The following is a 12,875-nucleotide window of genomic DNA, read 5'->3' as shown; positions in this document are numbered from 1 at the left end:
AGATCACATGAACGCCATTGCCAAGGTCGGTGCGTTCGCCGGAGCCGTCGTTGCCCTCGGCGGCCTGGGTTCCGCCGTGGGTGCCTCCGTCGGCCCCGTCGGAGAGCCGGAGCGCCCGACCCACCAGAAGCACGAGGCGACGAGCGCTGGCCACGGCGGTCACGCCGGGCACGGCGCGACGAAGGCGCCCGAGGCCACCGGGCTCAACGTCAGCGAGGCCGGCTACACGCTCGACCTCGTCGAGGACCGCTACCAGCGCATGGCCGACGCCACGCTGCGGTTCCGGATCCTCGACGCCGACCACGAGCCGGTGACCCGGTTCGGGACCGCGCACGGGAAGAAGCTCCACCTGATCGTCGTACGCCGCGACCTGGCGACCTACGAGCACTTGCACCCGGTGATGGCCGCCGACGGCACCTGGTCGGTCACCGCCGACCTGGCCACGGCCGGGACCTACCGCGTCTTCGCCGACTTCCGGCCGGCGACCGCGGCCGAGGGTCTGACCCTCGGTCAGGACCTCTTCGTCGCCGGCCCCCACGAGCCGCAGCCGCTCCCGCCGGCCGCCGCCACCAGCACGGTCAGCCCCTACCAGGTGGACCTGGACGGTCACCTGGTCGCCGGGAAGACCTCGGGCCTCACCCTGTCCGTCACCAAGGACGGCGAGCCCGTCACCGACCTCGAGCCCTACCTCGAGGCGTACGGGCACCTGGTCGCGCTCCGCGACGGCGACCTCGCCTACCTCCACGTCCACCCCGAAGGGGCACCCGGCGACGGGCGCACCGACCCCGGCCCGGAGATCACCTTTTCCGCCGAGGTGCCCTCGGCCGGGACGTACCGGCTGTTCCTCGACTTCAAGCACGCCGGCGAGGTGCGTACCGCTGCGTTCACCGCCGAGGCCCACTGACCCCCTGCCTGAGCAGGGTCCACCACAGAGAAAGGAAAGCACCATGTGCAGCACCACCTACACCGTTTCCGGGATGACCTGCGGCCACTGCGTCAGCTCCGTCACGGAAGAGGTCACCCAGATCGAGGGCGTCTCCTCCGTCGACGTCGACCTGGCCACCGGCCAGGTGACCGTCACCTCCGCGAACGAGCTCGACCGCGTGCAGGTTCAGCGCGCGGTCGAGGAGGCCGGCTACCAGCTCGCCGGCTGAGCCACCCGCGTCGGCTCCCTGTGAGCGGGGAGCCGACGCGCACCACGATCACCCACCCGAAGGACACCAGTGATGACCGTCTCCGGAACCTCTGCCCCCACGACCGACTTCGAGCTCGAGATCAACGGCATGACCTGCGCGTCGTGCGCGAACCGCATCGAGCGCAAGCTCAACAAGCTCGACGGTGTCGCCGCCACCGTCAACTACGCGACCGAGAAGGCGAAGATCTCCGTCGCCGCGGACAGCACCGACATCGACGCGAGCGTGCTGATCGCGACGGTCGAGAGCGCCGGGTACGGCGCCAAGGAGCCTCGCCGCGAGGCGGCTCCTTCGAGTGCCTCCCCCGATGCCGACGCCGACGTCTCGGACCCGGTCGCCCTTCTCAAGCGGCGGCTGCTGGTCTCGACCCTGCTCACCGTCCCGGTGGTGCTGCTGGCGATGGTGCCGGCGCTGCAGTTCGAGAGCTGGCAGTGGCTCTCGCTCACGCTCGCCGCACCGGTCGTCGTCTGGGGCGCGGCGCCGTTCCACCGGGCAGCCTGGACCAACGCCCGCCACGGGGCGGCGACCATGGACACCCTGGTCTCCATCGGCACCCTGGCAGCCTTCGGCTGGTCCCTGTACGCCCTCTTCCTCGGCACCGCCGGCGAGCCCGGCATGACCCACGCGTTCAGCTTCGCCATCGAGCGCACCGACGGGCTCGGCAACATCTACCTCGAGGCGGCAGCCGGGGTCACGACGTTCATCCTCGCCGGCCGCTACTTCGAGGCCAGGTCGAAGCGCCGCGCCGGCGCCGCCCTGACCGCGCTCCTCGAGCTCGGCGCGAAGGAGGTGGCCGTCCTCCGGGACGAGGTGGAGATCCGGATCCCGATCGACGAGCTCGCCGTCGGCGACCTGTTCGTCGTACGTCCCGGGGAGAAGGTCGCCACCGACGGCATCGTCGAGGAGGGATCGTCGGCGATCGACGCGGCCATGCTGACCGGCGAGTCCGTGCCGGTCGAGGTCGCACCCGGCGACGCCGTCACCGGAGCCACCGTGAACGCCGGCGGACGCATCGTCGTCCGGGCGACCCGGGTCGGTGCCGACACCCAGCTCGCCCAGATGGCGCGCCTGGTCGAGGAGGCGCAGACCGGCAAGGCGGCGGCTCAGCGGCTCGCCGACCGCATCTCGGGGATCTTCGTACCCATCGTGATCGCCCTCTCGGCCATCACCCTCGGGTTCTGGCTCGGCGCCGGGGCGGGGACCGCCACCGCCTTCACCGCGGCGGTCGCGGTGCTGATCATCGCCTGCCCGTGCGCGCTCGGTCTGGCCACGCCTACAGCGCTGATGGTCGGAACCGGACGCGGCGCCCAGCTCGGCATCCTGATCAAGGGACCGGAGGTGCTCGAGAGCACCCGCAGGATCGACACCATCGTGCTCGACAAGACCGGCACGGTCACCACCGGCAGCATGACCCTGACCGACGTCATCGCCGCGCCCGGCGAGGACGCCGACGAGATCGCCCGGCTGGCCGGCGCCCTCGAGTACGCCTCGGAGCACCCGATCGCCCGGGCGATCGCCGCCGGGGCCGAGGCCCGCGTCGGCACCCTGCCGGCGGCCGAGGACTTCGCCAACGTCCCGGGCCTGGGTGTCCAGGGCATCGTCGAGGGCCACGCGGTCCTCGTCGGCCGGGTCCGCCTGCTCGAGGAGTGGAGCCAGTACCTGCACGAGGACCTCGCGTCCGCGATGGCCGAGGCCGAGGGTGAGGGCCGCACCGCCGTCGCCGTCGGCTGGGACGGACGGGCGCGCGGCGTCCTGGTCGTCAACGACGTGATCAAGGCGACCTCGGCCGAGGCGATCGCCGAGTTCCAGCGCCTGGGCCTGACCCCGGTCCTGCTCACCGGCGACAACGAGACCGTGGCTCGGAGCGTTGCCGCCGAGGTCGGGATCCCGGTCTCCGCGGACACCGTCATCGCCGGGGTTTTCCCCGAGGACAAGGTCGCGGTGGTCCGTCGGCTGCAGGAGGAGGGCCGTGTCGTGGCGATGGTGGGTGACGGTGTCAACGACGCGCCGGCGCTCGCCCAGGCCGACCTCGGCCTCTCGATGGGCACCGGCACCGACGTCGCCATCCAGGCCAGTGACCTGACCCTGGTCCGCGGCGACCTGCGGGTCGCGGCCGACGCGATCCGGCTCTCCCGCCGGACCCTGGCGACCATCAAGGGCAACCTGTTCTGGGCGTTCGCCTACAACGTCGGCGCGATCCCGCTGGCCGTCGCCGGACTGCTCAACCCGATGCTCGCCGGTGCCGCGATGGCCTTCTCGTCGGTGTTCGTGGTGAGCAACAGCCTCCGGCTGCGCCGCTTCCGCTGACCCCACCGCCGACAACCCACCGATCGCCGAGTCGGCGCGTCATGACGCGCCGACTCGGCGTGGTTTTGCGTCAGGACGCGCCGACTCGGCATCCGGAGCCATGTCCAGCGGTTTCCTAGGCTCCTGACATGGACCATCGGGTAATGCTGATCGTCGGGGTGGCGCTGGCGATCATGATCGCGGCGTCGGTGTTCGCGCGGCGTACGGGGGTGGCGGCGCCGCTGCTGCTCGTGGGGCTCGGGATCGGGGCGAGCTATCTGCCGGGGGCACCGGCGATCGAGCTCGATCCGGAGTGGATCCTGGCCGGCGTACTGCCGCCGTTGCTCTACTCCTCCGCGGTGAACCTGCCGGTGATCGACTTCCGGCGGAACCTCCGCCTGATCAGCTGGCTCTCGGTCGTGATGGTGATCGTCTCGGCGCTGGTGATCGGAGCGGTGGTCCACTGGCTGTTCCCGGAGATCTCCTTCCCGCTCGCGGTCGCGCTCGGTGCGGTCGTCAGCCCCACCGACGCGGTGGCGGCGACGGCGATCGGGCGCCGGGTCGGGCTGCCACCGCGGGTGATGACCGTGCTGGAGGGCGAGAGCCTGGTCAACGACGCCTCCGCCCTCGTCGTCCTCCGGACGGCGGTCGCGGGGATCGCGGCGGCCAGCTCGTTCTCGCTGGGACGTACGGCGCTGGAGTTCGGCTGGGCGGTGCTGGGCGCGCTCGTGATCGGCGGCGTGGTCGGCTGGCTCACCGTGCTGCTCCGCCAGCGCCTGGACGACCCGGTGCTCAACACCACGATCTCGTTCGCGGTGCCGTTCATCGCCTACTTCCCGGCCGAGGAGCTGAACGCGTCCGGCGTGCTCGCCGTCGTCGTGGCCGGGTTGGTGACGGGCGGCCTCGGCAGCCGCCGGTTCAGCGCCCGCGACCGACAGACCCAGACGACCACCTGGGCGACCTTCAACTTCATCCTGGAGAGCGGCGTCTTCCTGGCGATGGGCTACCAGCTGCCCGACTTCGTCGATGCCGCCCAGGGCGAGACGACCCTGGGCGAGATGGCCGGGCTGGTGGCGATCGTGGTCGGCCTGCTGATCCTGCTCCGGTTCGCCGGGCTCGCCGGGCCTGCCCTCCGCGACCGGGAGGAGAGCAAGGAGCAGGTACGTGCCCGCCTGGACCAGTTCGAGGAGAAGATCGAGTCGCTGACCCCGGCCGACGACCGGGAGGACGCCCGGATCACCTCGGCCCGCAGACGGTTGGCCAGAGGTCGGGCAGACATCGACTTCGAGGAGCGGGAGCCGATCACGAAGCGCGGCTTCCTGACGATCGGCTGGGCCGGGATGCGCGGCGTCGTCACGGTCGCCGCCGCTCAGACGATCCCGGTCGGCACCTCCCACCGTGCGACCGTCGTGCTCGCCGCGTTCCTGGTCGCGCTGATCACCCTCGTGCTCTTCGGCCTCGCCCTCCCGGCGGTGATCCGCCGGATGCGGTTCTCCCCCGAGAGCGCCAAGGAGAGGCACAACGCGTTCCGCGCCCTGCTGCGTCAGGTCGGGGAGTCGGCGGTCGACACGCTCGGACCGCTGGAGTCGCAGACCATCGACGGTGAGCCGATCGACCCGCAGCTGGTGACGAAGCTGAAGGACCGCATCCTCCCGCGGGTGCTCGCGGGCGTACGCGACACCCCGAGGCTCAAGCCCGCGGTGATGGAGCAGACGATGATCCTCCAGCTGCGCTACCTCGACGCGATGCGTGACGCGCTCGCCGCCGAGCGCGGCATCGGGGCGTACAGCTCGCAGACCTACCGCAAGGTCGAGTCGCTCCTCGACGACATGGAGAAGCGGCTCGAGGTGTGAGTCAGTCCAGTCGGGCGTCGTAATCGCGTCGCTGCTGATCGATGAGCGGGTTGTGCCGGATCGCCCACTCGGCCAAGGAGACCGCGGGACCGACCAGCGTCCTGCCGATGTCGGTCAGCTCGTACTCCACCCGCGGCGGCACCTCGGGGTAGCTGGTGCGTGCCACCAGCCCGTCGCGCTCGAGGTGGCGCAGGGTGAGCGTGAGCATGCGCTGGGAGACGCCCGGGACGTGCCGCTTCAGATCGCCGAACCGCATCCGACCGCCGTCCAGGGTGGCGATCACGAGCAGGCTCCACTTGTCCCCGATGCGATCCAGGATGCCGCGGATCGCGCGTCCGCCATCGCCCCTGATCAGGCAGGCCTTCTCGTAGTCCGACACGCTCTGCTCCCGCCGCTCCCCAGGCACACCGATGTGCCTTTTGTACGCCCCTCGAAACCCGTCCATGCTGGGTGGTCATTGCTCAGTTACTCATCGTAACCAATGGAGTTCGACATGGCTGTCGCGTACTGGATCGTCGCCGCGCTGCTCGCTGCTTTCTATCTCTATTCGGGCGGGATCAAGGTGGTTCGGAGCCAGGAGCAGCTGGCGCCGATGATGGCGTGGGCCGGCACCTCGATCCCGATGGCGGGAGTCCGGGCGATCGGTGCGGTGGAGATCGCCGGCGCTCTGGGGCTGATCCTCCCACCGCTGACCGGCATCGCCCCCGGCCTGGCGGTCTGGGCGGCGGGAGGGCTGGCCGTGGTGCAGGTGCTCGCCGCGATCTTCCACCTCTCGCGCGGAGAGCGTGGGGACCTGTGGCTCAACGGTGTGCTGATCTTGGTCGCCCTGGCCGCGCTGTTCCTGGCCGTCGGTCGCTAGCTCGGGGTCGTCCGGGGCGGATCTCACCGTCGTGACGGTTACCTTGGCGTCTGCGGACCCGTCATCACCATGACGGAGTTTCCGCGAGGAAGGTAACGACATGACCGGATCAGGTCCACACGAAGCGACGGCGGAGGCCTTCGAGCAGCAGCGGGAGCGCCTGGTGGCGGTCGCGTACCGGATGCTCGGGTCGAGGGCGGACGCCGAGGACGCGGTGCAGGAGGCCTGGATCCGGCTGTCCCGGCAGGACGAGGCCTCGATCGACAACCTGGCCGGCTGGCTGACGACCGTGGTGGGGCGGGTCTGCATCGACGTGCTCCGCTCGCGGAGGACCCGGCCGGAGCTGTCGTACGAGGACCGGCTACCGGACCTCGTGGTGGCCGTCGACGGTGGAGCAGCACCCGAGGACGACGCGATGCTCGCCGAGTCGGTCGGGCTGGCCCTGCTCGTCGTGCTCGACTCGCTCACGCCCACCGAGCGGCTGGCGTTCGTCCTGCACGACATGTTCGCGGTGCCCTTCGCCGAGATCGGCGAGATCATCGGCCGGTCCACCGATGCGACCAAGATGCTCGCCAGCCGGGCGCGCCGGAAGGTGCAGGGCACCCCGCTGCCGCAGGATGAGCCGCGTCGCCAGCGTGCCGTGGTCGACGCATTTCTCGCCGCATCACGGAACGGGGACTTCGAAGGGCTCGTCGCCCTGCTCGATCCGAACGTGACCTGGCGGACGTACCACCCGAAGGGCGTGCTGACCACGGTCGGCGCAGCCGAGGTGGCCGAACCGGTCCTGCGCGGCGCCCGCTCGATGACCTCGACGCTCCCGGTTCGGGTCAACGGCGAGCCCGGGTTCGTGGCCTGGGGCGCCCACGGCAAGGTGCTCGGCCTGGTGGTGTGCACCGTGGTCGAGGGGCTGATCGTCGAGCTGGTGACCGTGAGCGACCGCAAGCGCCTCGACGCCATGGATCTGCCCCCGCGACCCGAGTAGCGCGCCCGTCGTCGCCCCGGGTTGTTACCTCGTGGACAACGGCTCCGTCGTACTGGTGCAAGCATCCGAAGACGAAGGAGACCCAAGATGGAAAGCCGGATCAACCCGATGGGCAACGAGATCGGGGCCGCGTGGGCGAAGCACATCATCTCGTCGAACAAGATCATCGCCGGCTCGACACTGCCGAAGGCGGTGCAGGAGCTGGTGAAGATCCGTGCCAGCCAGATCAACGGCTGCGGCGGCTGCCTCGACATGCACACCAAGGACGCCGCGGCCGCCGGTGAGAGCGCGATGCGGATCAACCTGGTGGGGGCATGGCGGGAGACGACCGTCTACACCGAGGCGGAGCGGGCGGCGCTGGAGCTCACCGATCAGGGCACTCGCCTCGCCGACTCCAGCGGCGTGACCGATGAGGCGTGGGCGAACGCGGCGAAGCACTTCGACGAGGACCAGCTGATGGCCCTGGTCGGACTGATCTGCCTGATCAACGCCTTCAACCGTCTCAACGTGATCACCCGGACTCCCGGCGGCGAGTACCAGCCCGGGCAGTACGCCTGACCCGACGTGCCTCGGCTCGCGGCGGACCCGGCCGGGTCCGCCGCGGCCACAGACCTCATCGATTCTGCCCAGGAGAAGACTCATGAACATCGCACTATGGATCGTCGCCGGCCTGATGGCCGCCATCTACCTGCTCTCCGGCTTCGGAAAGCTGTTGGTCCCCAGGGAAAGGATGGCCACGATGGGCGACGCCTCGCGCTGGGTCCTCGACTTCCGGCCCGCGACCCTCAAGACCATCGGCGGCCTCGAGATCCTCGGCGCCATCGGTCTGATCCTGCCCGCCCTGCTCGACATCGCGCCGATCCTGGTGCCGCTGGCGGCAAGTGGACTGACCCTGATCATGGTCGGCGCCGTGACCTTGCGGATCCGCAGAGGCGAGACGAAGGCCGCGCTGGTGGACGCGACCTACCTCGCTCTGACCGCTTTCGTGGCGATCGGCCGGTTCGCCTGGGTCCCCTTCACCGGCTGATCACACCGTCTCGAAGCCGGCCATCATCGCCATGTCCTCGTGCTCCAGGTTGTGGCAGTGGATCAGGAACCGGCCGGCGTACTTCTCGAACTTCACCCTGACCCGGACGGCCTCGTAGGGGCGTACGTCGACGGTGTCCTTCCAGCCGAGGTCCATCGGACCCGGGCCGCGATTGCCGCGTCGCAGGACCTGGAAGGGAGAGAGGTGGACGTGGACGGGGTGGTGCGCGTCGGTGAAGAACTCCCAGATCTCGGTGGACTCCAGCGGCACCCGGGCCTGCGGCACCGAGGGGTCGAAGGGCTTGCCGTTGATCCCCCAGCCACGGCGGCCGTGCACCTTCGCCTGGCGGAAGTGCCACCTGCGGACGACCGCGCCGTCGGGCGCCTCGGGCTCGGGTACGTCGGCGAGCCGCCCCGCCAGCCGGACGTCGTCGGCCGCGTGCCGGGCGATGCGGAATCGCATCACCTGAGCGGTGCGGCCGGTGCCGAGACGGTTGCGCATCTCGACCGTCGTCCCCGGCGCGAGCGACCGGAAGTCGACGACGACGTCGAACCGCTCGCCGGAGGCCATCGTGATCTCACCGTGCTCGACCGGGGCCGCGAGGAGCCCGCCGTCGGAGCCGATCTGGGTGAACGCCACGGGCCGTCCGTCGGAGGTACGCAGGCTCAGCGCGTAGCGACGCGCGTTGGAGGCGTTGAGCAGCCGCAGCCGATACTGCGCCGCGTCGACCTCCGCCTCCGGCCACGGGGCGCCGTTGACCAGGATGACGTCGCCGAGCACGCCGGCCATGTAGCGGTCCTCGACGCCGGGCTCGCCGAGCAGTTCCGGGTCGAGCGCGGGATAGCGCAGCGTGCCGTCCTCGTCGAAGGCCCGGTCGGCGATCATCAGCGGCATCTCCCGCTCGCCCCGTGGCAGCGAGAGCGCGTCCTCCTCGTCGTCGCGGATGATGTGGAAGCCGGCCAGCCCACGCCACACCTGCGGGGCGGTGAAGTCCATCCGATGGTCGTGGTACCACAGCGTCGTCGCCGGCTGCTCGAGCGGATAGCGGTAGTCCCGCTTCCCCGTCGTGACCTGCGCCTTCGGATCGGCCATGGCCTCGTGGCCACCCCCGTGACCGGCGTGGTGGGCGTGGTCCGACTCGAAGCCAGGAGGCAGCAGCAGATCCGTCGGCCAGCCGTCGCTCTTCGCCGGGGTGTGCCCGCCGTGGAGATGCGTCGCCGTCGGCAGCGTGAGGGCGTTGGTGTGGCGTACGGTCACGGCCTCGCCGCGGCGGGTCTCCAGCGTCGGCCCGGGAAAGACCCCGTCGTACGTCATCATCTCGGTCCGCAGCCCGGGCAGGATCTCCACCGACGCGGTGCGCTGGGCGATCTCGATCAGTTCGCCCGACGGCCGCTTGACCGGCGGCAACGGCAACGGAGTCTCGTACGCCTTCGGCAGCCGTGCCGCGCTGCGCAGGACCCGTCCGGTCTGCCCGGGGGCCTCGCCGCACCCGGCCAGCGATCCGGCGACCGGGGCAGCCAGTCCGGCGCCGAGAAGGGTGCGTCGTCCGATCCTCATCACCGGACCTCCCGCGGGCTGCCGGCGCCGCGGCGTACGGCGGCGACGGCCACGGCCACCGCGATGCCGACGGTGAGGACGCCGACCGGCACGTGCAGCTGCAGGACCCGGGTGTAGCCGAGGATCGCCTGGACGTGGATGAGGAAGAAGAGCGCGACGGACCAGATGAGGAACCACCAGCGCCCGCGCATCGCCACGACGGCGCACGCGGCTATCGGCAGCAGCAGGCCGAGGCCCTGCAGTGCGACCGCGCCCGCGGAGTGGAGGCCCAACGCCTCGAAGGTGCCGGCGAAGTAGGAGCCGATGAAGATCGGTTGCCCGATCGCGAAGAGCGCGGTCAGAACCGCGACGGCTCGGAAGCAGAAGAGGCTGACGCGTGGTCGGCGCTCGCATGTCTGGGTGGTGGTCACACCACGACGATATGTAGCCGCGGTACCTATGGCATCGGGCGTTCCCCTGACTGCCGGCGGATCCTCGTCGGGGTCAGCCCTGGTGGGTGAAGACCTCGTCGCGGGCCGTGTCGAGACCGATCTGGAGGGCACCGCGGAGCACGGGGTCGCCGGAGATCTCGGTGGGAACGACGGTGGGGACGTTGGGGCCGAGGGCGGCGATCGCCTTCTGCACGCGGGCGGCCAGGACCGGCCCGCCGGCGCGTCCGACCTCGCCCGCGAGCACGCAGAGCTCGGGGTCGAGCACGACGCAGATGCCCGCCAGGCCGAGGGCGAGCCTCCTGGCCAGCTCCTCGAGGAACGGCTCGGCGTCGGGGTCGCCGCCGGCGGCCGCGCGTACGCATTCCACGCCGCTGCCCTTCAGCCCGAACGCCCGAGCGAGGACGTCCATGGCCTCGACGCTGACCAGCGACTGGAAGGCCGCGTGCTGCGGGCTGTCGGTGCCGTGGGGCGTGGAGGCGCCCGGAACCGCCAGATAGCCGATCTCGCCGGCACCGCCGCCGGCGCCGCGGTGGAGGCGGCCGTCGACGATCACCGCGAGACCGAGGCCGCGGTCGATCCAGGCGAGCACCGAGTCCTTGACGCCGTGGGAGGCTCCGGCGGACTGCTCGGCGAGCCCGGCGAGGTTGACGTCGTTCTCGATCAGTATCGGCCGCTGGAAGCTGCGGCGGAGGTCCTGGAGGACGCCCGCGCGCCAGTCCGGCAGATCGTTGGCGAAGCGGAAGTCGCCGGTGCGCGGGTCGATCATCCCGGGCGTACCGATCGAGAGGCAGCGGAGCTGCGTCATCGTGATGCCGGCGCTCCGGGTGGCGTCGGCGACGGTGGCCCGGACCGCCTCGACCGGGTCGGAGGTCTCGTGGGGGTCGAGCGCGCCGGTGGCCAGCTCGGTGCCGGTGATGTCGGCGACCGACGCGGTGATCTGGTCGGGTCCGATGTGGAGGGCCGCGACATAGCCCGCCGACGGGACCACGCCGTAGAGCGCGGCGTTGGGGCCGCGACCGCCCTGCTGGGTCCCGACGACCTCGACCAGGCCGCGCTCGCCGAGCCGGGTCAACAGCTGTCCCGCGGTCACCTTCGAGAGGCCGACGAGCTCGCCGAGCCGGGTCTTCGTCACCGGCCCGTTCGAGAGCATCAGGTCGAGCGCGGCGCGGTCGTTGGTGTCGCGGATCAGGTGTGTCTTGGGCGGCTTCGACATCGGCGGCGCTCCTTTCGAGGGTCGGGGTGGCGTACGGAAAGCAACCTAACAATTGCAGGGCTCGCGCCGGTGTTTGTCCACGCAGGGTCTAGACGGTAACTGTAAAGGAACCTTACAGTGGGGCTTCGATCGCCATCCTTCTCAACCCCCATCAAGGAGTTTGGAATGCGTACTACCACGAAGATCGCCGTTCTCGGCGGGATCTTGCTGGCGCCCGTCCTGGCCATGTTGCCGACGAGCCCCGCAAGTGCGCACGGCTACATCTCGAACCCCCCGAGCAGGCAGGCCCAGTGTGCTGCCGGCACCGTCGAGTGCGGGGACATCAAGTACGAACCACAGAGTGTCGAGGGCCCGAAGGGCCTGACCAGCTGCTCCGGCGGCAACTCGAGGTTCGCCGAGCTCGACGACGACTCCAAGAACTGGCAGGCCACGCCCGTCGGCCGGACCCAGACGTTCACCTGGTCACTGAGCGCCCGGCACAGCACCAGCACCTGGCAGTACTTCGTCGGCGGCACCAAGATCGCCGAGTTCGACGACGGTGGCGCGCAGCCGCCGGCGACCGTCGAGCACCAGGTCGACTTCGGGTCGTTCACCGGCCGGCAGAAGGTCCTCGCGGTCTGGAACGTCGCCGACACGACCAACGCCTTCTACGCCTGCATCGACGTGAACATCGGCGGCACCGCCACCGACCCGGAGTCACCGGCGCCGGTGGCCGGTGAGTTCCCGGTCAGCGAGGAGCAGTTCAACCAGCTCTTCCCCAACCGCAACCCCTTCTACACATACGCGGGCCTCGTCGAGGCACTCAGCGCCTACCCGGAATTCACCAATGCTGGGGACGAGGCGACCCAGAAGCGCGAGGCTGCCGCGTTCATCGCCAACGTCGCCCACGAGACCGGTGACCTGCTCTATGTCGTCGAGCAGAACGAGGCCAACTACCCGCACTACTGCGACACGTCCCAGCCCTACGGTTGTCCGGCCGGCAACGACCAGTACTACGGTCGCGGGCAGGTCCAGCTGAGCTGGAACTTCAACTACAAGGCAGCCGGGGACGCGCTCGGGATCGACCTGCTCAACAACCCGAACCTGGTCGCCACCGATCCGGCGGTCGCCTGGAAGACCGGGCTCTGGTACTGGAACACCCAGAACGGCCCGGGCACCATGACGCCGCACGCGGCGATGGTCAACGGCGCCGGCTTCGGCGAGACCATCCGGTCCATCAACGGTGCCATCGAGTGCAACGGCGGCAACCCGGCCCAGGTGCAGAGCCGCGTCGACAACTATCGCGAGGTCACCGCGCTGCTCGGGGTCGATCCGGGCGGGAACCTTTACTGCTGACCGACATCCCGCACAGAAACCGACGGCGTACGCAGCCCCACCTGCGTACGCCGTCGTGTTTCTGTTTTGTGACAAGCGCCCAACGAGGTTCTGCCTCCGTGCCGGTGTCGGCCGCCCGGCCGCGCCCCTACCTTCGAGT

At 70.4% G+C, this 12,875-nt stretch carries 13 protein-coding genes; 9 read left to right on the top strand and 4 right to left on the bottom strand.

The features are described 5' to 3' along the window. Positions 1-7: 7 nt before the first annotated feature. The 4 genes from ABTX24_RS04090 (at position 8) to ABTX24_RS04075 (ending at position 5,332) form a co-directional block, all read left to right on the top strand. Entirely contained in the window at positions 8-904 is an 897-nt protein-coding gene (locus tag ABTX24_RS04090; protein ID WP_160026039.1) for a DUF8832 domain-containing protein, read from the top strand. A gap of 43 nt (positions 905-947) precedes the next feature. Further along, positions 948-1,154 carry a heavy-metal-associated domain-containing protein gene (locus tag ABTX24_RS04085; RefSeq protein ID WP_160026038.1) on the top strand — a complete coding sequence of 69 codons (207 nt, stop codon included), beginning with the start codon at positions 948-950 and terminating at the stop codon, positions 1,152-1,154. Between the two features lie 72 nt (positions 1,155-1,226). Beyond that, the gene (locus ABTX24_RS04080) at positions 1,227-3,500 is read left to right on the top strand and encodes a heavy metal translocating P-type ATPase (protein ID WP_350837610.1); all 2,274 of its coding nucleotides are present in this window, start codon (positions 1,227-1,229) and stop codon (positions 3,498-3,500) included. Positions 3,501-3,628: 128 nt separating this feature from the next. Continuing rightward, the gene (locus ABTX24_RS04075) at positions 3,629-5,332 is read left to right on the top strand and encodes a cation:proton antiporter (RefSeq protein ID WP_350837608.1); all 1,704 of its coding nucleotides are present in this window, start codon (positions 3,629-3,631) and stop codon (positions 5,330-5,332) included. A 1-nt stretch (position 5,333) separates the two neighbouring features. Here ABTX24_RS04075 and ABTX24_RS04070 read toward each other — a convergent pair whose 3' ends face one another. Next, entirely contained in the window at positions 5,334-5,711 is a 378-nt protein-coding gene (locus ABTX24_RS04070; RefSeq protein ID WP_350837606.1) for a winged helix-turn-helix transcriptional regulator, read from the bottom strand. A gap of 114 nt (positions 5,712-5,825) precedes the next feature. Between ABTX24_RS04070 and ABTX24_RS04065 the strand changes: the two genes are divergently transcribed. The 4 genes from ABTX24_RS04065 (at position 5,826) to ABTX24_RS04050 (ending at position 8,200) form a co-directional block, all read left to right on the top strand. Then, entirely contained in the window at positions 5,826-6,191 is a 366-nt protein-coding gene (locus ABTX24_RS04065) for a DoxX family protein (RefSeq protein ID WP_350837604.1), read from the top strand. 100 nt (positions 6,192-6,291) lie between these two features. After that, positions 6,292-7,173 carry a sigma-70 family RNA polymerase sigma factor gene (locus ABTX24_RS04060; protein WP_350837602.1) on the top strand — a complete coding sequence of 294 codons (882 nt, stop codon included), beginning with the start codon at positions 6,292-6,294 and terminating at the stop codon, positions 7,171-7,173. A gap of 87 nt (positions 7,174-7,260) precedes the next feature. Next, positions 7,261-7,731, top strand: coding sequence for a carboxymuconolactone decarboxylase family protein (locus ABTX24_RS04055; protein ID WP_141802088.1), 471 nt, complete (start codon positions 7,261-7,263; stop codon positions 7,729-7,731). 82 nt (positions 7,732-7,813) lie between these two features. Then, complete coding sequence (locus ABTX24_RS04050) at positions 7,814-8,200, top strand: DoxX family protein (RefSeq protein WP_350837600.1); 387 nt, start codon at positions 7,814-7,816, stop codon at positions 8,198-8,200. On the opposite strand, the gene ABTX24_RS04045 is transcribed toward ABTX24_RS04050, so the two are convergent. The 3 genes from ABTX24_RS04045 to ABTX24_RS04035 form a co-directional block, all read right to left on the bottom strand. After that, positions 8,201-9,757, bottom strand: coding sequence for a multicopper oxidase family protein (locus tag ABTX24_RS04045; RefSeq protein ID WP_350837598.1), 1,557 nt, complete (start codon positions 9,755-9,757; stop codon positions 8,201-8,203). After that, positions 9,757-10,167, bottom strand: a complete 411-nt coding sequence (locus tag ABTX24_RS04040; protein WP_350837596.1) for a hypothetical protein — start codon at positions 10,165-10,167, stop codon at positions 9,757-9,759. The genes ABTX24_RS04045 and ABTX24_RS04040 overlap by 1 nt, the downstream gene beginning before the upstream one ends. Positions 10,168-10,240: 73 nt before the next feature. Then, positions 10,241-11,401 (bottom strand): ROK family transcriptional regulator, encoded by a 1,161-nt coding sequence (locus tag ABTX24_RS04035; protein WP_350837594.1) that lies wholly within the window; start codon positions 11,399-11,401, stop codon positions 10,241-10,243. Between the two features lie 165 nt (positions 11,402-11,566). Here ABTX24_RS04035 and ABTX24_RS04030 point away from each other — a divergent pair, with 165 nt between their 5' ends. Further along, positions 11,567-12,736, top strand: coding sequence for a glycoside hydrolase family 19 protein (locus ABTX24_RS04030; protein WP_350837590.1), 1,170 nt, complete (start codon positions 11,567-11,569; stop codon positions 12,734-12,736). The last annotated feature ends 139 nt before the right edge of the window (positions 12,737-12,875 follow it).

The organism is Nocardioides sp. NPDC127514 (assembly GCF_040302125.1).
Taxonomy (GTDB): domain Bacteria; phylum Actinomycetota; class Actinomycetes; order Propionibacteriales; family Nocardioidaceae; genus Nocardioides.
Note: the sequence above shows the minus strand (reverse complement) of the source record. Positions and strands in the feature narration are given on the sequence as shown.

Bases quoted from the DNA above. Each gene is read 5' to 3' on its own strand.
- ABTX24_RS04090 (WP_160026039.1), top strand. From the start codon at position 8: ATGAACGCCATTGCCAAGGTCGGTGCGTTCGCCGGAGCCGTCGTTGCC.
- ABTX24_RS04085 (WP_160026038.1), top strand. From the start codon at position 948: ATGTGCAGCACCACCTACACCGTTTCCGGGATGACCTGCGGCCACTGC.
- ABTX24_RS04080 (WP_350837610.1), top strand. From the start codon at position 1,227: ATGACCGTCTCCGGAACCTCTGCCCCCACGACCGACTTCGAGCTCGAG.
- ABTX24_RS04075 (WP_350837608.1), top strand. From the start codon at position 3,629: ATGGACCATCGGGTAATGCTGATCGTCGGGGTGGCGCTGGCGATCATG.
- ABTX24_RS04065 (WP_350837604.1), top strand. From the start codon at position 5,826: ATGGCTGTCGCGTACTGGATCGTCGCCGCGCTGCTCGCTGCTTTCTAT.
- ABTX24_RS04060 (WP_350837602.1), top strand. From the start codon at position 6,292: ATGACCGGATCAGGTCCACACGAAGCGACGGCGGAGGCCTTCGAGCAG.
- ABTX24_RS04055 (WP_141802088.1), top strand. From the start codon at position 7,261: ATGGAAAGCCGGATCAACCCGATGGGCAACGAGATCGGGGCCGCGTGG.
- ABTX24_RS04050 (WP_350837600.1), top strand. From the start codon at position 7,814: ATGAACATCGCACTATGGATCGTCGCCGGCCTGATGGCCGCCATCTAC.
- ABTX24_RS04045 (WP_350837598.1), bottom strand. From the start codon at position 9,757: ATGAGGATCGGACGACGCACCCTTCTCGGCGCCGGACTGGCTGCCCCG.
- ABTX24_RS04035 (WP_350837594.1), bottom strand. From the start codon at position 11,401: ATGTCGAAGCCGCCCAAGACACACCTGATCCGCGACACCAACGACCGC.
- ABTX24_RS04030 (WP_350837590.1), top strand. From the start codon at position 11,567: ATGCGTACTACCACGAAGATCGCCGTTCTCGGCGGGATCTTGCTGGCG.